The following is a 19,317-nucleotide window of genomic DNA, read 5'->3' as shown; positions in this document are numbered from 1 at the left end:
TAAAGTGTAGCATTGGGGGAGCAAACATGAGGCATTTCAAACAAGAAGACGTGAGGGGGAACAAAAGAAACGGAGAAGCAATGCCTCTCCGTTTATCCTAATTTGAAATTGAAGTATCTATAAATTCACCTTACAAAGGTACAACATTGCAAAGGCGATGTCAAGTGTTTCGCCAATTATTTCAAGGTGAGTTCGATGAAATATATGTGATTGAACTCACGTTTGTTAATTGTCAAAGCTTTACTTTTGCAATCAACTTGCGTATCCTCCCACTGCCTATAACCGGTGCATGGGGATCTTCGGGGTAAACAATGGCGAACTGCCCAGGCAACAAATCAACATAAGCAGTAGGTTTATCGGCATACAATGCACAATCGTCTTCTTCTTCATACGGCTTTGTCTCCATCGTTAAATCTTCTATCGCTTTCCAGCCAATAGCCTCTTTGCCTTCGAGCAGGATATGTACATCAATATAAGTATGATGAACTTCTAATACCTGTTTTTCAGCAGGCACACACTCTGGATTGACATTATTGATAAACAGATTATCGCTATCCAACACGATACGCCCCAATTCAGCGTGAAGCAAATCGTGATTTTTCACGTAATCAAAAAGTATTTTAAACAGTGGATGAAGATCTTCAATCCTACCACTATTTTGCAAATTAGAAACTATCATTTTTATATCTGTTTTTATTAGACCATATTATCTGTCTTCGGACGCAAGAAATAAAGTTGCACCGCCAAAGCTATGAAAACAATGACTGCCAACATAGCGATACCCGTTCCTAATTTACCTCCATCAGTCCATTGGCCTAACAAGTCTGTAACAAAAGCACCGGCAAAGACACCTGTCATATTCATAATACCATAAGCTGTACCCCGGTATTTTGATGATACAAACTGGCAAAGGATAGGCATATTATTGGCATCGAATATACCAAAACCGATACCAAACAACATTCCTGCACCAATTACAGCAACAAAGCTATGGCCAAACCCCAATAGCACTAATGCCGGAATAGTCAAGCCCAAACCAATAGCACCGGTGTAGACACGACCGCGGATGTTCTTCTGTACCCATTTATCCGACAGAAGACCTCCCAAAATAACTCCAATGAAGCAAGATACAGCAATCGTTATTGTAGACATTGGACCTGCCTGCGACATAGGAATATCCAAGTTTTCGGCAAACAGAGTAGGCAACCAGTTCTTGATAGCCCAACCGGGAAGACTTGGTGCTGCAAAATAAAGTAATATCACCCAGAAGGCAATGTTACTGAATAACAAGGTCAATCCTTTGAAAATAGCTCCTTTCTCTTTAGACGCAGAAGATTGAATCTGCTCCACTTGAATATGTCCTTTCTTCTCTCGAAGGAACAATGCCAGCACAACTGCATAAGCAATGCCGATAATACCAAACCAATGAAATGTAGTGTGCCAAGAGAATGCCTCGGCCACTGTAGCTCCAAAACCACCAATAGCTTGCCCGGCATAGAGACCGGTCATGTGAATACCTATTGCCAATGAACGCGATTTATCAGAATGGTAATCAGCAATCAAGGAAAGTCCGGCAGGTATGTAGAGGGCTTCACTAATCCCCATGAGCGCACGAAGCCAAAAAACCTGTTCGAAATTATCGGCTATACCCATCAGGTAAGTCACAGTGGACCATACAAACAAACTACCTACGATAAGCCATTTACGATTTAATCGGTCGGCAATCATGCCAGAGACAGGGCTCATCAAGCCGTAGATCCAAAGAAAAACAGCCATAAGGCGGCCGAAGTTGGCCGCCGACTGTAACTCTACGATGTCCATCTGCATGGCATCGCGCATGGTACTCAACATTTGTCTATCCATATAGTTAAGTAAAGCGACAACCCAAAGGAGTGCTACTACTACCCACGGATAAATTTTCGAGTTTTTCATGATACTTTAATAAAGAGATTAATGGTTAGATTGAATTGTGGAAAGAATTTCTTGGCAAAGCACATAGCCCTTCGTCATCATTCTCGGTATGTGGAAAGGTCCTTTGAAAAGGTTTCCTTTAGCCGGCTGAGAGATTGTACCATCACGGCGCAAGTAACCATACCATTCTCCGAACTCCTTATCGGGAAAATGGGCATATGTCCAGTCACTGATCTGTTTGTGCATGGCCAGGTATTTTTCATCCTTAGTAGCCTGGTAAGCATAAAGTGTAGCAATGATGGTTTCAGTTTGCGGCCACCAGAACTTCATGTCATGCGCATAATCCTGACAAGGCAAATTGCGGCAATCGCGGAAGTTGATGATGCCACCATATTCCTTGTCCCAACCCCACTCCCACGACCAGTCGAGGATGGTAAGTGCGGTATCCACCATAGCTTTGTCCCAGTTACGGTTCTTTGCTTCCTCCAAAATAAACCAGGAAGTTTCGATGCAATGCCCCGGATTAATGGTACGGGCGGCATTGGTATCAATAAACTCACCATTGAGTCCTACAGTTTCGAGTAATGCCTTGAATTCGGGATGAATAAAGTCCTTGCGCAATTCTGCAATAGCCTCGTCAATCTGCTGGTCAAGTATCGGATCACTGATAACCGCACGTACACGGGAAGCCACATTAATCAATATCATAACGATAGAATGACCTTTCATCTTCACTCGGTCACAGAATTTGGGTTCTAAAATACCCGGCGTATATAGAAAACGGCGAATCTCTTTAAATAAGTTCAGCGCTTTCTCGGCATATACGCGATCACCAGTTGCAATGGCATATTCCGACATCGCAATAGCGGCAAATGTTTCAGAGAATACATAGCGACGTTTACGAATAGGTAAGCCCTTTTCAGTAACTTCAAAAAACATACGCCCATCTTTATCGAAGCAATGTGCTTCGATAAAGTCCAGGGTACATTTGGCTGCATTAAGCCATTCTACGTTTTTCTCAATATGATTGTAGGCAAAAGAACATGTAAACGCAAAACGTCCTTGAAACCAAACGGATTTTGATGTATCCATCAACGCTCCGTCACGGTCGAGGCAAGTATAAACGCCGCCATTCTTACGATCTAAGCCATATTTCATCCAAAATGGCATGATATTATTTATCATGTCATTCTTATAAGAGTCAGACCATGTCTGTAGGTATTCTGTCGTATTCATCACAACTTCTTTTTTATAACTTATTACAACGTTCGAAGAAGTTGATTGCTTCAAGCTCAGCTTTCAAGCGTACTTCTTCATCATCAGTCATATTCTGGAATGGAGTACGATTCTTACCCAAATCCAAACCGATCAGTTTCATAATTCGTTTTCCGCCTACAATATTGCCACGGAAATGGCAGATTACGTTAATAACCTCTTGTGAGAAATTCTGCAATTCACGCGCTTTATCAAGATCTCCAGCTTTCCAGGCATCAATGATACCTACCAGATTGATGCCGTTATAATTCGTTGTTCCGCCAATGCCACCTTGAGCACCACCCATAGCCAAACAGGGAAGAATGGTTTCATCCTGTCCATGAAGCATGTCAAATTTGCCATTCTTATACAAGCGGCATTGGTTATATTCATACAGACTTTCGAACGTATACTTGATACCAGCAAAGTTGGGAATACGACCGTCAACAGCTTCCAAGAATGCATACATTGAGAGGAAAGCACCATTGAATGCCGGAATATGATAATAATAGAAAGGCAGCTGAGGAGCACCCGAAGCTATTTCCTCGCAATATTTAACCAGTTCTTCTATTCTTCCGATTTTAGGGAATGGAGGAGCCATTGCACCAATACCCCACGCTCCTATCTTTTGAGCATGTTCGGCAAGCTTATGACTAGATTTCACACAGCAACTACCTACATGTACGATTACTTTAAAACCTTTTGGAGAAACTTCTATCCAACGTTCAGCCAATTTCATACGTTCTTCATCAGTCAACATATACCCCTCACCGGACGACCCGTTGATGAATACTCCTTGAAGACCATTTTTAACCAACATCTTTGCGTATGCCTCAATGGGTTCGTAATTTATTTCTCCATTTTCATAAAAGGGAGTAAACGGGGCATTGATTAATCCTACAATTTTTTCCATAATACTTAAATTTAATTATTAATATATATAACCGAGAGCCAAACATTTTGTGTTTATGCCTTCATTTAAATAACATCGCTACAAATGTACACTTTTATTTTATTATAAAAGCATTATATACTAAATTATTTTATTAATAACGACGAGTTTAATATAATTTATAGAGTATGTTTTACCTAGGACAACAATCACATTTTAGCAAATAAACATCTTTTTGCAGTTTGCAAATCTATATCTAAAGATTATTAGGTATATTTGCCGTACATATTAAAATAATAGTTTATATGAAACTACATTTGCTAAAAGAAATAGAATTAGGAACTAAAGGTGCGTTACTCAAAAAGAGAATCATAGCACATTATATATATAATGGTAGTTCTACTATTACAGATTTATCCAAAGAATTGGATTTAAGCGTTCCTACAGTCACTAAATTTATCAGTGAAATGTGTGAGGAAGGATACATTAACGACTATGGAAAACTGGAAACAAGTGGTGGTCGTCATCCCAGTTTATATGGACTGAATCCCGAATCAGGATACTTTATTGGAGTCGATATTAAAAAATTCGCTATCAATATCGGCCTAATTAATTTTAAAGGGGATATGGTAGAATGCAAAATGGATATTCCTTATAAATGCGAGAATTCAGTCAATGGGTTGAATGAATTATGCAAACTCATCACGGCATTTATAAAAAAGCTAAGTATCAATATAGAAAAGATTATTAATATCAGCATCAATGTTTCGGGACGTGTCAATCCAGAATCCGGTTATAGTTTTAGCTGGTTCAACTTTGAAGAACGTCCGTTATCCGAAGTCATGACCGAAAAGATTGGCCATAAAGTAACTATAGATAACGATACCCGCGCCATGACTTATGGTGAATATCTGAAAGGATATGTTAGCAATGAGAAGAATATTATCTTTATAAATATAAGTTGGGGATTGGGCATTGGTATTATCATTGATGGCAAAATATACACCGGCAAATCAGGGTTTTCAGGAGAATTCGGTCATATCTCCGTCTTCGAGAACGAAATACTTTGCCACTGTGGTAAGAAAGGCTGTCTGGAAACTGAGGCCTCAGGATCGGCTCTTCATCGTATCTTGCTAGAACGCATACAGAATGGAGAAACCTCAATTTTGTCAGCAAGAGCAAAAGACAAAAATCACCCTATTACGCTAGATGAAATTCTTGAAACTATTATAAAAGATGAGGATCTTCTATGCATTGAAATCGTAGAAGAAATTGGTCAGAAATTAGGAAAGCAAATTGCCGGTCTAATCAATCTGTTCAATCCGGATTTGGTTATTATTGGAGGCACCCTTTCCACAACCGGTGATTACATCACTCAACCTATAAAAACAGCTATCCGGAAATATTCTCTGAATTTGGTTAATAAAGATTCGGTTATAGCTACCTCCAAACTCAAGGAAAAAGCAGGAGTTATAGGAGCATGTATGCTAGCAAGAAGTCGTATGTTTGAGTGTTAAACACTCAAACATCATTAAAGTTCCAACATCCGCTTTATAAAATCTTTCGCCCCTCTTTCATCTGATGACGCAGGTGCCCATGAGGCCAAATCTTCAGGAGAAGAAGGCTGATAAGGTCCTTTCTTTATTTCAAAAATAACAGTACCCGATTCTAAGACAACAATGCTATGCCAAGTTCCGGAAGGTATTTCCAAACCAAAATTTCCTTTCAAAGGGTCAAGACATGCTTTGTCCGTCACATTTCCTTGCTCATCATAAAAGAAAACAAGTAAACTTCCACGTAAAACCAAATAAGTTTCTTCTTTATCAGCATGGCGATGTGGAGGCAGATATGTATCCGGTTCTAAAGCATTCAACAAGCGATGTATCGGAGCATCCAAAGTTGCATGAAGATTATAATTCATGCGCAAACGTGGATTTTCTTTAGCTTGAGCCGTAACAGTATCCAACAGCTCTTCCGTTATCAACTTCATCATTCTTTTAATTGCTGAATAAATTTAGCCAAGAGTTCTGTTTTATCAGCTTCAATAGTTAATTTTTCGCCTTCTTTATCCACTATAACAGCAGCTTTTTGCGAAGTTATTAAGGAAGCTATTTTAGTAATATCCCCAGCAACAAACAGACATCCTGAGAAAAAAGGGACAATAACTTCCTTAGTCTGTCCATTCCATTTCACAAATACTGCCTGCATTGGGCAAAATGTTGAATATCCGGCAGCATTTAAACACTGCATTAGTTTATGTTCTAATTTAGGAGCCGTATGCAACGCATACCAGCATGTCATAGTATCATTTGTTATCATATCGTTTGCTTTTTCCATCCTTTTAATAAATCCTTCACAAATAAAATCCAACCTACACAACCAACTCCAGCCAAAAACATAAACCCTATTAAAATCATAATTTTATTAGGCTTGGCAGGACGTAACGGAACTGTAGCCGGTTGAACAACTGTATATACTGGCGTAATTTCCTGTACCTTCGCTCTTGCCATCTGCAATTGCTGAGATACTTGTGTATATACTTGGTATGCCAAATTCATTTCATTCTGTAGACGTTCTTGTTCTGCACGATAACTTAACAAGATTATATTCTGATTTGCATCTACAAAGTTAGCATATTTTTTCTGAGTTTCCGTATAATTAGCTTTCGCTTCACCATAAAGTTTCTCTGTGAAAGCTAAATCATGACGAGCCTTGTTTGTTCTATAATTTGTAATATAGTTTTGCAAACAATGCATTACTGTATCAGTTAATGAAGCAGAAATTAAAGGATCTTGCATAGTTACTGATAGCGTAGTCACACCTGTTTTTTTATCTGCAGCGATAGAAATGCGCTTACTCAATGCATCTGCAATTCCTGATTCTTCTGGAGTTAACTGAAAAGGATCAAACTTAGCTTCTCCCTCTTCTGGTTTATCTTTAAATAAGGATAGAGTCCATCCCAATACTTTAAACGGGGCAGATATTATTGCACTCCACCAAGGACCACGCTGATTATCTTTCAAATAAGCATACAAAGTTGTATCTATTTTCCCTTTCTGATCTTTGACTTTCACATCAAACAATTCAATAAGAAAAGGAGTAGAACTTACAATATCAGGATAAAGATCGGGAGACAATGCATCTTCACCAGAAGAACTTCCCAAATTGATTCCAGCCATAGCAGCCAAGGCCCCCATGCTTCCACCACCAGACTTACCACCACTCTCAGGAGCTAACGTAACACTTGTAGAATATTCTTTAGGAATACTAAATGCAACAACCAATCCAACAAGAGCAGCAATACCACATGCTTTAAATATCAATTTACGACTAGCCCAGACCTTCTGTGCAAGTTCTATTAAATCAATTTCTTGTTCCTCAGGATGCTGAGGAGTCGTATTTTGTATTTTTTCTTCACTCATATATCCTATTTCTTAAAGAGATTAACCATTGTCGCAACCATTGTTGCCAACGAAGCAGCAGAAGTACCCATACCTATAATTTCAGCAGCACTCATCTTCTTCCTTGGATCTTTACTTGGAACAATAATTTCACTACCAGGCTCAATAGCTTTTGTATTTCCCGATTTTAAACGTGATACTGTACCATTCATATAAACAATATAAGCTTTTCGCTTCTTTGCATCATTGCCAAAACCACCAGCTTGGTTTATATAATAGCGTAAACTTTCACCTTTCTTATAAAGAACAGTATTGGGATACATCACAGCGCCATTGATTTTTACCGTACTTACATATTCCGGTACAAACAACATATCACCTTCACGTAACACCATATCATAATCCGATCCTGGATTCTGCAACGCTTTTTCTAAACTGATACCTACTGAATAAGAATCCGATAAATCAAGCTTCTTAATAGAGATAGAATCACCAGCACCCATTTGCGTCATGCGCAACGCATCTTCTTTACGGCGAAGCTCTTCTTCAGTCATCTTACGAATCAATCGAGCACCTTTTACATAAGCATCTGGAGTTATACCACCAGCTTTAGCAATTAAATCGCTCAAACGTTCATTCTTTTTAGATAATGCATAACTTCCATTAAAAAGGACCTCTCCTCCTACAGTTACATTTTGTTGTTGATGATAAGCCGGACTCTTACGGATGTATATTTCATCAAAAGGCTCAAGATGAAAATTATCACTACCATCACCTAACAATAAACCGTCTTTCAAATCAAAAGAGAAATTTTGTCCCACGGTAGTACTAAATGTAGTACTTTTCGGTTCTTTCACTCGACGAGCAATTTCAATTTTTGTTGTTGCAGCTGCTTCTAATAGACCACCTGCCTGCAAAATCAAATCTTCTACTGTCATGTTATCCGAGTAAAGATAAGTACCTGGATTGGCAACTTCACCATGAATGGTTAAAGTCGACTCTTCTTTCAAATCATGGATACTAGGAATATATAGAACGTCATTTCGCTGCAAAGGAATATCTGCTACTGTTCCATTAAGTAAACCTTTAATGTCCACTTGAATAATTTCATGCGATAGATCTTCACGCTCACGGTCAATGATAGCACGATTTAAGAATGCATCGCCACGAATCCCCTCCGCTTTCTTTATCAATTGTTTTACAGTATTCACTGTTCCGTTCAACTGATATAAACCTTCACGGTATACTGCTCCACGAACTTCTACACGATTCTCAAAACGTTGCAATACAGAATCCACGGTTACGACATCACCATCTTCTACACGGAATACGGAAAAATCCATTTCATCTACATTATAAATTTGGTGTTCACGACCACTTTTACGAATAATGCGAATAGCTTTCTTATAAGCATCACCCGTAAAACCACCTGAATATTTCAACAATGTAGCAATAGTTTCTGTTGATTTCATTTCATAAAACATCGGACGCTTAACCTTTCCTAATATCTGTACCAACGATTGGTAAGGATCTACAAGGATGACATCCCCATCTTGCAAACGGACATCATCTTTCATTTTTCCCTTCATTATGAAGTCGTAAACATCCAAATCAGCAATAACGTTTCCATTACGCACCACTTTTATACTACGTAGGCTACCTATTTTATTTACCCCACCAGCACGGTATAAAGCATGAAATACAGAAGCAAAAGAAGAAAGAGTATATGTTCCAGGAACAACAACCTCCCCCATTATATTTACCTGAATAGAACGAATTTCTCCCAAGGTTAACTTCACTTGAGTAGATGGGACATTCCCTATTACACCTGAATAGATTCTGGCAAACTCTTGTCTCAAATAGTTATTTGCCTCTTTCACGGTCTTTCCACTTAGATAAACCGGACCTAAGTTATTAACTAAAATACTTCCTTCAGGAGAAATGGTTTGACGAATAGTTGTTTCAGAAGCCCCCCAAACATCAATAATCACCTCATCACCAGGGCCTAAACGATAGTTAACCGGGGTTGCAACATTTATATTAGGTTCGAATGTCAAATTTGCATTGGTAAATATATTATGACCAAATATTTGTTGCGTCGGATCTTCTTCCTCCCAATACATACCTCTATTATTGCCATCCATCCATAAAGAATCTCCGGTCATTTCCATCTGGTCACCACGATACATTTGTCTACCATTGGTAGTACGCAGACCTTTTACAGTACGTTGTTGGGTATTATTACGCTGATTTATAGATTTAGCATCTGTCTTTTTATCCGCATTTTGCTGTCCACGTTGGCGTGATTGATTTTCTCCTTGTGTACTATTTTGCTGATTTCCAGATTTTGAATCTTCATATTTTTGTTGAATCCTCTCTACTTGTTCTTTAGTGACTCCTCTCCGCATTAATTCAGTAGTAATTTGCTTTTGAGTTTTACCCATTTGTTGAGCGCTTTTTACATACTGAATAACTTGATCATCCGGCATTTGCTGGGCCACAGCCACTCCTGACAAAGTAAATATCAAGAAGAATAGTGCTATTAATCTACGCATAAGATATTCTGATTAATCTTTAGAGTTCTTGTAATAAATATAAATCGGGCACAAAGGTAACATATTATTTTCATAATATACATTTATTTCACCTCTAAGTTTTCGAAAAAGCATTAAAAAGTATTCTCCGTCACGTTCTCTAACATGAGCGCAGAAATGGCTAATTCTGGCACTATTTTTTTTATTTCACTTAATAAAATAGCCGTTTTTTCAGTATAACTATGTTCAACTAAATCGGAAAGTATTTTATAAATCTGTTCATAATCATAAACACATGACACTTCACATTTTATTTTATCATGCCATGTAGGAACCGAAGAAACTTTATTCGTTTCTTCAAAAACATACACCCTACCATTAGTACCCATAACTCCAGCTTCTAGAATAAGGGCACAAGCTTCAGGTAAAGTCATTAAGCTGTGGGGTGCGTCCGGATACACATCTCCAAAGCGTACGATGATAAAGCTACCTCCTATACCCTTTTCATTCTGCAGTTTTTGCCCCATTGATTGTACGTATAATTCGGCCAAACGCTTGCTATACCCTACTACATTTTCTAATTGGACAGTTTGATCTGTTGATACCAAAATCATACGGCAAACGTTATATTTTATAGCTAAATCAGCTATATTCATCGTTCCCAATACGTTAACCTGCAAAGCTTCAGAAACATAATCTTCCATTAATAAAGGTTGCTTATAAGCAGCAGCATGGAATACCAATTGAGGTTGTGTATCTTGAAATATAGCTTCCATACGCGTACGATTGGTTACATCAGCCACCAAGACACGAACGTCCAGATTTTTCCAATGATCAGAAAGTTCCAATTGTACATCATAAAGAGGAGACTCTGCTTGATCCACCAAGATTAACTGATACGGATTCAAGGTAGCTAATTGACGGATAATCTCTCGTCCAATAGTCCCGGCAGCACCAGTAACCATGATTCGATTTCCTTCTATATGCGGAGTTATTTTTCGAATATCAATTTGTACCGGATCTCTTCGTAGCCAATCTTCTATTTGAATGTCTTTAATCAATCCATCATCCAAACAATTACTCAATGGCGGTATTGTCATTACATGAATATTATGTGATGACAACTTATCCAATACGCCCAAACTCTCCAAATCAGCTATCTTACTTGGAGATACAATCACTGTTTGCACATTTTTTTTCTTAAGATATCCGAACAGTTTGTCATCATTGGCGTAGACTCTACATCCCATAGTATGTTTACCAATCATATCCGGTTCATCAGATATAAACCCGCGTAAACGAAAATGATTATTGCGACTAACCCTTAATGATTTCGCAACATTAACTCCAGTCCCATGAAATCCATATATAAATACATTCACAGAATGACGGGCATCAAAAGCAATTGCCTCATAAAGCATTTTCACAGCAATACGCAGACTCACCATAAATATGAATGAGAAAATATATGCTATAAATAAAACACTCCCCGGCAAGGTTTCTCCCAAGCCTAAAGCCGACCAAAAGATATTCCCCAATCCCAACACTCCATATCCAAGTGTAAGACTCTGAAACACACGATAGATATCGACAAATGAGGAAAAACGGATTACACCTACATAGGTACGAAGTATATGAAAGAAACAAACATTACTTAACAATGCAAGGATGAACATCCAAATATAAAGAGGAAGAGGATAGAATATAGAAGATATACGGAATTGTAGTAAATACGCAAAAAGCATCGCTATTACTACAATCAGCACATCTACCAGTAACACCGTCCACTTAGACGCAATACGAGAGGAAAGATATTTATAATATAATCTCAAATTCATAAATAGCATCGGACCATTTTGTTCACAAAGTCAGGTTACAAAGATGCTGTTTTTTGTTTGATTATCCAATTTTTCCAGAAGAAATAACACATTACATAAACAGAAAAATATACTCAATAAAATAAATCTAAAAATTCAATCGATTCTTTTTGCTTATTCAAATAAAGATGTACCTTTGCACCCCGTAAACAATGCCGCTATAGCTCAGTTGGTAGAGCAACGCATTCGTAACGCGTAGGTCGCCAGTTCAAGTCTGGCTAGCGGCTCAATAAATAAAAAAAGAGATGCTTGTGGCATCTCTTTTTTTATTAACTAACTTAAAATGGTTTTTCCACTAGGAAGAAGTATATTTCGCTTATTCTTTTTACCTTTGCCGGACTTTTATTATTAGCAAATATGGATAAGAAGAAGAAAAAAATACTCCTGAGTGGAATAGTATTGTTAATCCTCATCGGACTCATCGGTGCCGGAGCAATTTATTACTTTTTATTTGCTCCACAGTTTCATCCACAGAAGACGACATATATATACATCGATCGTGATGACACAATAGATTCGATATATAATAAGGTGAAAAGCCAGGGACATCCCAAAAGCTTCAAAGGATTTTTGTGGATGGCGAAGTATCGTAATTATCCCCAAAATATTCATACAGGGCGTTATGCCATTCATCCGAGTGAAAATGTATATCACGTTTTTAGCCGTTTGTACCGTGGATATCAAGATCCAATAAATCTCACTATTGGTAGCGTACGCACCTTAGATAGATTAGCGCGTAGTGTAGGCAAACAACTTATGATTGATTCGGCTGAGGTAGCCAATGTAATGAATGACTCTACGTTCCAACAAAAATTAGGCTATACCCAAGAAACGATGCCATGTTTATTTATTCCGGAAACATACCAAGTATATTGGGACATGAACGTAACGGATTTCTTTGAACGCATGCAAAAAGAACATCTTAAATTTTGGAACCAAGAACGCCTGAATAAAGCCACAGCCATCGGAATGACACCTGCAGAAGTTTGCACCCTTGCTTCCATTGTCGAAGAAGAAACAAATAACAATCCTGAAAAACCTATGGTAGCAGGACTGTACATCAATCGCTTACATTCGGATATGCCCCTGCAAGCCGATCCTACGATAAAATTTGCTCTTCAGGATTTTGGGCTAAGAAGAATCACTAATGCTCACCTTAGCGTTGACTCACCATATAATACGTATCGTAATCTCGGTTTGCCTCCCGGTCCTATACGAATCCCCTCACCCATTGGGCTGGATGCAGTCCTGAATTATGTCAAACACGACTATATTTATATGTGCGCCAAAGAAGATTTCTCAGGTACACACAACTTTGCATCCAATTATGCCGATCACATGAAAAATGCAAGAAAATATTGGAATGCATTAAACGAAAGAAAGATTTTCAAGTAATTTAATGATAAAATAAAAGCAAAAGGCTATATTTGCGTCCATAATTAATCAATGACTAATACTTAAACAATCAAATATGAGCAAGCAACTCTTACTTGGCGATGAAGCCATTGCACAAGCTGCATTAGATGCCGGACTCTCAGGCGTATATGCCTACCCCGGCACTCCTTCTACGGAAATAACCGAATATATTCAGATGGCACCCATTACTGCTGAGCAGAACATTCACAATCGTTGGAGCTCCAATGAGAAAACAGCTATGGAAGCTGCTTTAGGTATGTCGTTCGCAGGAAAACGTGCATTAGTATGTATGAAGCATGTGGGTATGAATGTAGCCGCAGACTGTTTTATCAACTCCGCCATTACAGGCGTAAAAGGTGGTGTGATCGTCGTAGCAGCCGATGATCCCAGTATGCATTCTTCTCAAAATGAACAAGACAGTCGTTTCTATGGTGATTTCTCGTTGATTCCGATGTTTGAACCAAGCAATCAACAAGAAGCATACGACATGGTATATAATGGTTTTGCTTTTTCAGAACAAATAGGTGAGCCAGTATTAATGCGTATGGTTACACGCCTAGCACACTCTCGTTCAGGTGTAGAGCGTAATCCGCAGCAGTCACAAAACGGGCTATCATTCAGCGAAGATCCCCGCCAATTCATACTATTACCGGGGAATGCACGCAAACGCTACAAAGTCCTGTTACAACGCCAGGATGAATTCATCAAAGCCTCTGAAAATTCTCCATACAACAAATTTGTAGATGGACCTAATAAGAAGTTAGGTATTATCGCATGTGGTATCGGCTATAATTACCTGATGGAAAATTATCCTGACGGATGCGAGCATCCTGTACTCAAAATAGGTCAATATCCCCTTCCCAAAAAGCAACTCATGCAACTAGTTAGTGAATGTGACGAGATCTTAGTATTGGAAGACGGACAACCATTTGTAGAAAAACAATTAAAAGGTTATCTGGGTATTGGCGTAAAAGTGAAAGGTCGCTTGGACGGAACCTTGTCACAAGATGGAGAATTAAATCCAGATACAGTTGCACGTGCTCTGGGAAAAGAAAACAAAACCGAATTCAGCATTCCTTCCATAGTAGAAATGCGCCCTCCTGCACTTTGCGACGGTTGTGGTCACCGTGATATGTACATTGTGCTCACACAAGTGCTGAAAGAAGAATATCCTACCCACAAAGTATTCAGCGATATAGGTTGCTATACTTTGGGAGCAAATGCACCATTCAACGCAATTAACTCTTGCGTAGACATGGGTGCCTCTATCACCATGGCTAAGGGTGCTTCTGATGCAGGATTACACCCAGCAGTAGCTGTCATTGGTGACTCTACATTCACTCACTCGGGCATGACTGGTCTGCTGGATTGTGTAAACGAAAACGCAAATGTCACCATTGTCATCTCGGACAATGAAACAACCGCCATGACCGGAGGTCAAGATTCTGCCGGAACCGGACGAATCGAAGCCATCTGTACTGGTATTGGTGTTGCTCCCGAACACATCCGCGTAGTCACTCCATTGAAAAAGAATTATGAAGAGATGAAGCAAGTGATTCGCGAAGAGATTGAATATCGCGGCGTATCCGTCATCATCCCTCGCAGAGAATGCATTCAAACCTTAGCACGTAAAAAACGAAACAAGTAAAGCCATGAAAAAAGACATCATACTTTCCGGCGTGGGAGGACAAGGAATCCTCTCCATCGCCACTGTAATTGGAAAAGCAGCCTTGAAAGACGGTTTGTATATGAAACAATCGGAAGTACACGGTATGAGCCAGCGAGGCGGAGACGTTCAGTCCAACCTGCGCATCAGCGACCAGCCCATTGCTTCAGATCTCATCCCAACAGGAAAATGCGACCTAATCATTTCATTGGAACCCATGGAAGCCCTGCGTTACCTCCCCTACCTCACTCATGAAGGTTGGCTGGTAACTAATGAAGCTCCATTCATTAACATCCCTAATTATCCAGCGGAAGAAGCTATTAAAGCAGAAATCAACAAACTACCACATAAAATAACACTGAACGTGAATGAGGTAGCCAAAGAGATAGGCTCCACCCGTGTCGCTAATATTGTATTGTTAGGTGCAACCATCCCTTTCCTAGGTATCGATTACATGAAAATGCAAGACAGCATTCGGGAGATCTTCCAACGCAAAGGAGAAGAAATCGTAGAATTAAATCTCAAAGCCTTGGCAGCCGGTAAGGAAATCGCAGAGAAACTGATGTAAACCAATTCAAAACTCAAAACGCCATGAACGACAAATACTGGGAAGAAGATATAGAAACCATGCCGCGAGAGAAGCTGCACGATTTGCAGCTTCAACGATTGAAGAAGACTATCAACATTGCGGCAAATTCGCCATTTTACAAGAAAGTATTCCAAGAACACAATATTACCGCAGACAGCATCAAGTCAGTAGAGGATATCCGTAAAATTCCATTTACAACGAAAGCTGACATGCGTGACAACTACCCATTCGGACTAGTATCGGGTAATATGCGTGAAGATGGAGTCCGTATTCACTCGTCAAGTGGTACAACAGGTACTCCGACTGTTATTGTTCATTCCCAGCACGATTTGGATTCTTGGGCAAACCTAGTAGCGCGATGCCTCTACACTGTAGGTCTTCGTAAAACCGATGTTTTTCAAAACAGTTCAGGTTATGGTATGTTTACTGGCGGATTAGGCTTTCAATACGGAGCTGAACGCTTGGGAGCCCTAACCGTACCGGCAGCTGCTGGAAACAGTAAACGGCAAATCAAGTTTATAACAGATTTCAAAACGACCGCACTACATGCTATTCCCAGCTACGCAATCCGTTTGGCCGAGGTATTTCAGGAAGAAGGTATAGACCCGACTACAACTACCCTTAAAACGCTTCTTATCGGTGCAGAACCACATACCAACGAACAGCGCAAAAAGATAGAGCGTATGCTTGGTGTAAAAGCTTACAATAGCTTTGGTATGACTGAAATGAACGGTCCCGGTGTCGCTTTTGAGTGTACCGAACAGAATGGTATGCATTTTTGGGAAGACTGCTTTCTCGTCGAAATTATCGATCCAGAAACAGGCGAACCCGTTCCTGAGGGCGAAATAGGTGAACTTGTACTAACTACCCTCGACCGTGAAATGATGCCATTGCTGCGCTACCGTACGCGTGACTTAACCCGTATCCTGCCTGGAGAATGCCCATGTGGACGTACTCATCTGCGCATTGACCGCATCAAAGGACGTAGTGATGATATGTTCATCATTAAGGGAGTAAACATTTTCCCTATGCAAGTTGAAAAGGTACTGGTACAATTCCCTCAATTGGGCAGCAATTACCTCATTACACTAGAAACTGTTGACAACCAAGACGAAATGATCGTAGAGGTAGAACTCAGTGATCTTTCTACCGACAATTATATTGAGTTGGAAAAGATACGTAAAGAGATTACCCGCCAATTAAAAGATGAAATCCTCGTCACTCCTAAGTTAAGGCTAGTAAAGAAAGGTTCTCTACCTCAAAGCGAAGGAAAAGCCGTCAGAGTAAAAGACCAACGGGACAATAAATAAATAAGTGTGTAAAGTCACGCAGCTATATGTGTCAACCAAGACACTTTATCAGCTAAAAAGGAGATAAAGTAAAAAGGAACGGTAGTCAATCCAAGATTACCGTTCCTTTTCTATAGAAAGCCGCACCGATGATGTGATGAAACTCCGAATGACATGATTTGAGAGCTCACCCTCTTTGTAATCCACTGACTCAAGAGTTACCCCGAAGGGCGTGGCCCGCCATTGAGGAGCGAAGCTTGTCTCGGTATTTCATAAAACTTGATGAGTTTCCCGATCCAACCAATGCGGCTATTTTTTCTATAACAAAGATAATTAGTTTCTGTGAAAGAAACAAGGAAAAAGAACATTTTGTTTAGGGTAACCCTAAGTTTTAACCCTTCTACAGCATATTCACAAATAGAAAGTGCTGACTACCAAATAGGTAATCAGCACTTTGTTAATTTATCAGCTAACTGTTTTTATGCAGCTTTTGCTTTAGCAACGATAGCCTTGAAAGCTTCCGGATGGTTCATCGCTAAATCAGCCAACACCTTGCGGTTGATTTCGATACCTGCTTTGTGCAAAGCTCCCATCAACTTAGAATAAGACATACCTTCCAAACGAGCGGCAGCGTTGATACGTTGAATCCACAATGCACGGAAGTTTCTTTTCTTGTTCTTACGGTCACGGAACGCATAAAGCAAACCTTTTTCCCAAGTATTCTTGGCAACGGTCCATACGTTCTTTCTTGCACCAAAGTAACCTCTGGTCAATTTCAAAATTTTCTTTCTTCTTGCTTTTGAAGCAACATGATTTACTGATCTTGGCATAGTTTTACTTGTTTTTGAATGTTAGCGCCGTTACTTCACGCAGCGGACTTAAAGCTAATGCATTCGGTTAATAACTTTAATTCTTAGTACGCTCTTGATTACTTCATTGCTAAAAGTTCCTTCACTTGGCTTACATTTGTTGTATCAACAAGTGTAGAGTGACACAAGTTTCTTTTTTGCTTCTTAGTTTTCTTAGTCAAAATATGACTATGAAAAGCGTGCTTTCTTTTGATTTTACCCGTTCCGGTAAGAGTAAATCTCTTTTTAGCACCGGAGTTAGTCTTGATCTTTGGCATCTTACTTACTTTTAAATTATTAAATTATATGGCAACGCACTATACCTACGGCGTTACTCATTTCTTTTATTCTTCGTCTTCAGTCTGCGCCGGTTTAGCGGAGTTCTCCACTGGTTTAGCAGCAGGAGTAACCACTTTCTTTGGAACTGCAACTTTCTTTGGAGAAAGCTGGATAGTCATTCTCTTTCCTTCCAAAATAGGCATCTGATCTACCTTTGCATAGTCTTCCAAATCATTGGCAAAACGAAGCAGCAATACTTCTCCTTGTTCTTTGAATAAGATAGAACGACCTTTGAAGAACACGTATGCCTTCACTTTGTCTCCATCTTCCAAAAATCCTTTGGCATGCTTCAACTTGAAGTTATAGTCATGGTCATCTGTTTGAGGACCAAAACGGATTTCCTTCACGTTTACCTTTACCTGCTTTGCCTTTTGTTCTTTCTGACGCTTCTTTAATTGATAAAGAAATTTAGAGTAGTCAATAATACGACAAACAGGGGGTTCTGCATTTGGAGAAATCTCCACGAGATCCACTTCGTGCTCTTCAGCCAGTCTCAAAGCCTGTGCTATCGAATACACTTTGGGTTCTACTTCGTCGCCCACAATACGGACTTCCTTGGCACGGATTTGTTCGTTAATCCGATGTTGCCCTTTTAAGCTGTCATTTTTCATTAAATAACGATTACTTCCAGTTTGTTTCTTTTTTACTACTACCAAATTATTTATTTTATTAAGTAAAAGCGGTCTTTAGAACATCTATATATGCTATGCTTTTACAATTGGGCGCAAAGTTACCACTTATTTATCATATTCTGAACTTCTTCGTTCATTTTTTTAGCGAAATCTTCAAATTTCATGGTTCCTTTATCACCTTCTCCTTGCTTACGAACAGCCACTTCTCCGTTTTCGGCTTCTTTTTCTCCGACAACCAACATATACGGAATGCGCTTCATCTCGTTATCACGAATTTTACGTCCAATTTTCTCGTTACGTTCATCCACGATAGCACGAATATCATATTTCTTCAAGTATTGTTTTACTTCAAGAGCATAATCATTGAACTTTTCACTGATAGGCAGAATAGCCACTTGCTCCGGCATCAACCACAATGGGAATTTACCTGCAGTATGTTCAATAAGCACAGCTACGAAACGTTCCATAGAACCGAACGGTGCACGGTGAATCATTACAGGACGATGCTTCTGGTTATCAGCACCAGTATATTCCAATTGGAAACGTTCCGGCAAGTTATAGTCAACCTGGATGGTTCCTAATTGCCAACGGCGACCGATAGCGTCTTTTACCATAAAATCCAGCTTGGGACCATAGAATGCAGCTTCGCCATATTCAATCTTGGCTTTC

Annotated in this window: 18 protein-coding genes and 1 tRNA gene; 6 read left to right on the top strand and 13 right to left on the bottom strand. The window is 39.4% G+C overall.

Features of this window, described 5'->3' with window-relative positions; all coding sequences use genetic code 11:
- Positions 1-232: 232 nt before the first annotated feature.
- The 4 genes from Q1W14_RS07290 to Q1W14_RS07275 are packed head-to-tail and all read right to left on the bottom strand — an operon-like array spanning position 233 to position 4,078.
- Positions 233-679, bottom strand: a complete 447-nt coding sequence (locus Q1W14_RS07290) for a YhcH/YjgK/YiaL family protein (protein WP_300700279.1) — start codon at positions 677-679, stop codon at positions 233-235.
- Between the two features lie 17 nt (positions 680-696).
- A complete protein-coding gene (locus Q1W14_RS07285) occupies positions 697-1,932 on the bottom strand; it encodes an MFS transporter (protein ID WP_300700278.1) in 1,236 nt (411 codons plus the stop codon).
- An 18-nt stretch (positions 1,933-1,950) separates the two neighbouring features.
- Positions 1,951-3,147: an AGE family epimerase/isomerase gene (locus Q1W14_RS07280; protein ID WP_300700277.1), complete on the bottom strand. Its 1,197-nt coding sequence runs from the start codon at positions 3,145-3,147 to the stop codon at positions 1,951-1,953.
- 13 nt (positions 3,148-3,160) lie between these two features.
- On the bottom strand, positions 3,161-4,078 hold the full coding sequence (locus tag Q1W14_RS07275; protein ID WP_300700276.1) for a dihydrodipicolinate synthase family protein: 918 nt from the start codon (positions 4,076-4,078) through the stop codon (positions 3,161-3,163).
- Positions 4,079-4,362: 284 nt separating this feature from the next.
- Here Q1W14_RS07275 and Q1W14_RS07270 point away from each other — a divergent pair, with 284 nt between their 5' ends.
- Positions 4,363-5,574: an ROK family transcriptional regulator gene (locus Q1W14_RS07270; RefSeq protein WP_300700275.1), complete on the top strand. Its 1,212-nt coding sequence runs from the start codon at positions 4,363-4,365 to the stop codon at positions 5,572-5,574.
- Between the two features lie 14 nt (positions 5,575-5,588).
- Here Q1W14_RS07270 and Q1W14_RS07265 read toward each other — a convergent pair whose 3' ends face one another.
- The 5 genes from Q1W14_RS07265 to Q1W14_RS07245 form a co-directional block, all read right to left on the bottom strand.
- Positions 5,589-6,047: a WbuC family cupin fold metalloprotein gene (locus Q1W14_RS07265; RefSeq protein WP_300700281.1), complete on the bottom strand. Its 459-nt coding sequence runs from the start codon at positions 6,045-6,047 to the stop codon at positions 5,589-5,591.
- Positions 6,047-6,394, bottom strand: a complete 348-nt coding sequence (locus Q1W14_RS07260) for a UpxY family transcription antiterminator (protein ID WP_300700273.1) — start codon at positions 6,392-6,394, stop codon at positions 6,047-6,049. The genes Q1W14_RS07265 and Q1W14_RS07260 overlap by 1 nt, the downstream gene beginning before the upstream one ends.
- Positions 6,373-7,479: a Wzz/FepE/Etk N-terminal domain-containing protein gene (locus Q1W14_RS07255; RefSeq protein ID WP_300700272.1), complete on the bottom strand. Its 1,107-nt coding sequence runs from the start codon at positions 7,477-7,479 to the stop codon at positions 6,373-6,375. The genes Q1W14_RS07260 and Q1W14_RS07255 overlap by 22 nt, the downstream gene beginning before the upstream one ends.
- A 5-nt stretch (positions 7,480-7,484) precedes the next feature.
- Positions 7,485-10,013, bottom strand: coding sequence for an SLBB domain-containing protein (locus tag Q1W14_RS07250; RefSeq protein WP_300700271.1), 2,529 nt, complete (start codon positions 10,011-10,013; stop codon positions 7,485-7,487).
- A 113-nt stretch (positions 10,014-10,126) separates the two neighbouring features.
- A complete protein-coding gene (locus tag Q1W14_RS07245; protein ID WP_300700270.1) occupies positions 10,127-11,830 on the bottom strand; it encodes an SDR family NAD(P)-dependent oxidoreductase in 1,704 nt (567 codons plus the stop codon).
- Between the two features lie 193 nt (positions 11,831-12,023).
- On the opposite strand from Q1W14_RS07245, the gene Q1W14_RS07240 reads away from it, so the two are divergent.
- The 5 genes from Q1W14_RS07240 to Q1W14_RS07220 all read left to right on the top strand — a co-directional run bounded on the left by Q1W14_RS07240 (position 12,024) and on the right by Q1W14_RS07220 (position 16,850).
- Positions 12,024-12,096 (top strand) — tRNA-Thr (locus Q1W14_RS07240).
- A gap of 130 nt (positions 12,097-12,226) precedes the next feature.
- Positions 12,227-13,264 carry an endolytic transglycosylase MltG gene (gene mltG, locus Q1W14_RS07235; RefSeq protein WP_300700269.1) on the top strand — a complete coding sequence of 346 codons (1,038 nt, stop codon included), beginning with the start codon at positions 12,227-12,229 and terminating at the stop codon, positions 13,262-13,264.
- 76 nt (positions 13,265-13,340) lie between these two features.
- On the top strand, positions 13,341-14,933 hold the full coding sequence (locus Q1W14_RS07230; RefSeq protein ID WP_300700268.1) for a thiamine pyrophosphate-dependent enzyme: 1,593 nt from the start codon (positions 13,341-13,343) through the stop codon (positions 14,931-14,933).
- A 4-nt stretch (positions 14,934-14,937) separates the two neighbouring features.
- A complete protein-coding gene (locus Q1W14_RS07225; protein ID WP_300700267.1) occupies positions 14,938-15,519 on the top strand; it encodes an indolepyruvate oxidoreductase subunit beta in 582 nt (193 codons plus the stop codon).
- Positions 15,520-15,542: 23 nt separating this feature from the next.
- Positions 15,543-16,850 carry a phenylacetate--CoA ligase family protein gene (locus tag Q1W14_RS07220; RefSeq protein ID WP_300700266.1) on the top strand — a complete coding sequence of 436 codons (1,308 nt, stop codon included), beginning with the start codon at positions 15,543-15,545 and terminating at the stop codon, positions 16,848-16,850.
- Positions 16,851-17,308: 458 nt separating this feature from the next.
- Here the strand turns inward: Q1W14_RS07220 and rplT are convergent, their stop codons facing one another.
- From rplT to Q1W14_RS07200, 4 genes are all read right to left on the bottom strand, one after another.
- Positions 17,309-17,659, bottom strand: coding sequence for a 50S ribosomal protein L20 (gene rplT, locus Q1W14_RS07215; protein WP_300700265.1), 351 nt, complete (start codon positions 17,657-17,659; stop codon positions 17,309-17,311).
- A 98-nt stretch (positions 17,660-17,757) separates the two neighbouring features.
- On the bottom strand, positions 17,758-17,955 hold the full coding sequence (rpmI, locus tag Q1W14_RS07210) for a 50S ribosomal protein L35 (RefSeq protein ID WP_300700264.1): 198 nt from the start codon (positions 17,953-17,955) through the stop codon (positions 17,758-17,760).
- A gap of 66 nt (positions 17,956-18,021) precedes the next feature.
- Entirely contained in the window at positions 18,022-18,627 is a 606-nt protein-coding gene (gene infC, locus Q1W14_RS07205) for a translation initiation factor IF-3 (protein WP_300700262.1), read from the bottom strand.
- 119 nt (positions 18,628-18,746) lie between these two features.
- Positions 18,747-19,317, bottom strand: a 571-nt coding sequence (locus tag Q1W14_RS07200; RefSeq protein WP_300700260.1) for a threonine--tRNA ligase, incomplete at its 5' end; no start/stop codon positions are given.

It is taken from the genome of Bacteroides sp. (assembly GCF_030151085.1).
Lineage (GTDB): Bacteria > Bacteroidota > Bacteroidia > Bacteroidales > Bacteroidaceae > Bacteroides.
Note: the sequence above shows the minus strand (reverse complement) of the source record. Positions and strands in the feature narration are given on the sequence as shown.

What these genes read in the sequence shown, in the direction of transcription:
- Q1W14_RS07290 (WP_300700279.1), bottom strand. Translation starts at nt 679, where the DNA reads ATGATAGTTTCTAATTTGCAAAATAGTGGTAGGATTGAAGATCTTCAT.
- Q1W14_RS07285 (WP_300700278.1), bottom strand. Translation starts at nt 1,932, where the DNA reads ATGAAAAACTCGAAAATTTATCCGTGGGTAGTAGTAGCACTCCTTTGG.
- Q1W14_RS07280 (WP_300700277.1), bottom strand. Translation starts at nt 3,147, where the DNA reads ATGAATACGACAGAATACCTACAGACATGGTCTGACTCTTATAAGAAT.
- Q1W14_RS07275 (WP_300700276.1), bottom strand. Translation starts at nt 4,078, where the DNA reads ATGGAAAAAATTGTAGGATTAATCAATGCCCCGTTTACTCCCTTTTAT.
- Q1W14_RS07270 (WP_300700275.1), top strand. Translation starts at nt 4,363, where the DNA reads ATGAAACTACATTTGCTAAAAGAAATAGAATTAGGAACTAAAGGTGCG.
- Q1W14_RS07265 (WP_300700281.1), bottom strand. Translation starts at nt 6,047, where the DNA reads ATGAAGTTGATAACGGAAGAGCTGTTGGATACTGTTACGGCTCAAGCT.
- Q1W14_RS07260 (WP_300700273.1), bottom strand. Translation starts at nt 6,394, where the DNA reads ATGGAAAAAGCAAACGATATGATAACAAATGATACTATGACATGCTGG.
- Q1W14_RS07255 (WP_300700272.1), bottom strand. Translation starts at nt 7,479, where the DNA reads ATGAGTGAAGAAAAAATACAAAATACGACTCCTCAGCATCCTGAGGAA.
- Q1W14_RS07250 (WP_300700271.1), bottom strand. Translation starts at nt 10,013, where the DNA reads ATGCGTAGATTAATAGCACTATTCTTCTTGATATTTACTTTGTCAGGA.
- Q1W14_RS07245 (WP_300700270.1), bottom strand. Translation starts at nt 11,830, where the DNA reads ATGAATTTGAGATTATATTATAAATATCTTTCCTCTCGTATTGCGTCT.
- mltG (WP_300700269.1), top strand. Translation starts at nt 12,227, where the DNA reads ATGGATAAGAAGAAGAAAAAAATACTCCTGAGTGGAATAGTATTGTTA.
- Q1W14_RS07230 (WP_300700268.1), top strand. Translation starts at nt 13,341, where the DNA reads ATGAGCAAGCAACTCTTACTTGGCGATGAAGCCATTGCACAAGCTGCA.
- Q1W14_RS07225 (WP_300700267.1), top strand. Translation starts at nt 14,938, where the DNA reads ATGAAAAAAGACATCATACTTTCCGGCGTGGGAGGACAAGGAATCCTC.
- Q1W14_RS07220 (WP_300700266.1), top strand. Translation starts at nt 15,543, where the DNA reads ATGAACGACAAATACTGGGAAGAAGATATAGAAACCATGCCGCGAGAG.
- rplT (WP_300700265.1), bottom strand. Translation starts at nt 17,659, where the DNA reads ATGCCAAGATCAGTAAATCATGTTGCTTCAAAAGCAAGAAGAAAGAAA.
- rpmI (WP_300700264.1), bottom strand. Translation starts at nt 17,955, where the DNA reads ATGCCAAAGATCAAGACTAACTCCGGTGCTAAAAAGAGATTTACTCTT.
- infC (WP_300700262.1), bottom strand. Translation starts at nt 18,627, where the DNA reads ATGAAAAATGACAGCTTAAAAGGGCAACATCGGATTAACGAACAAATC.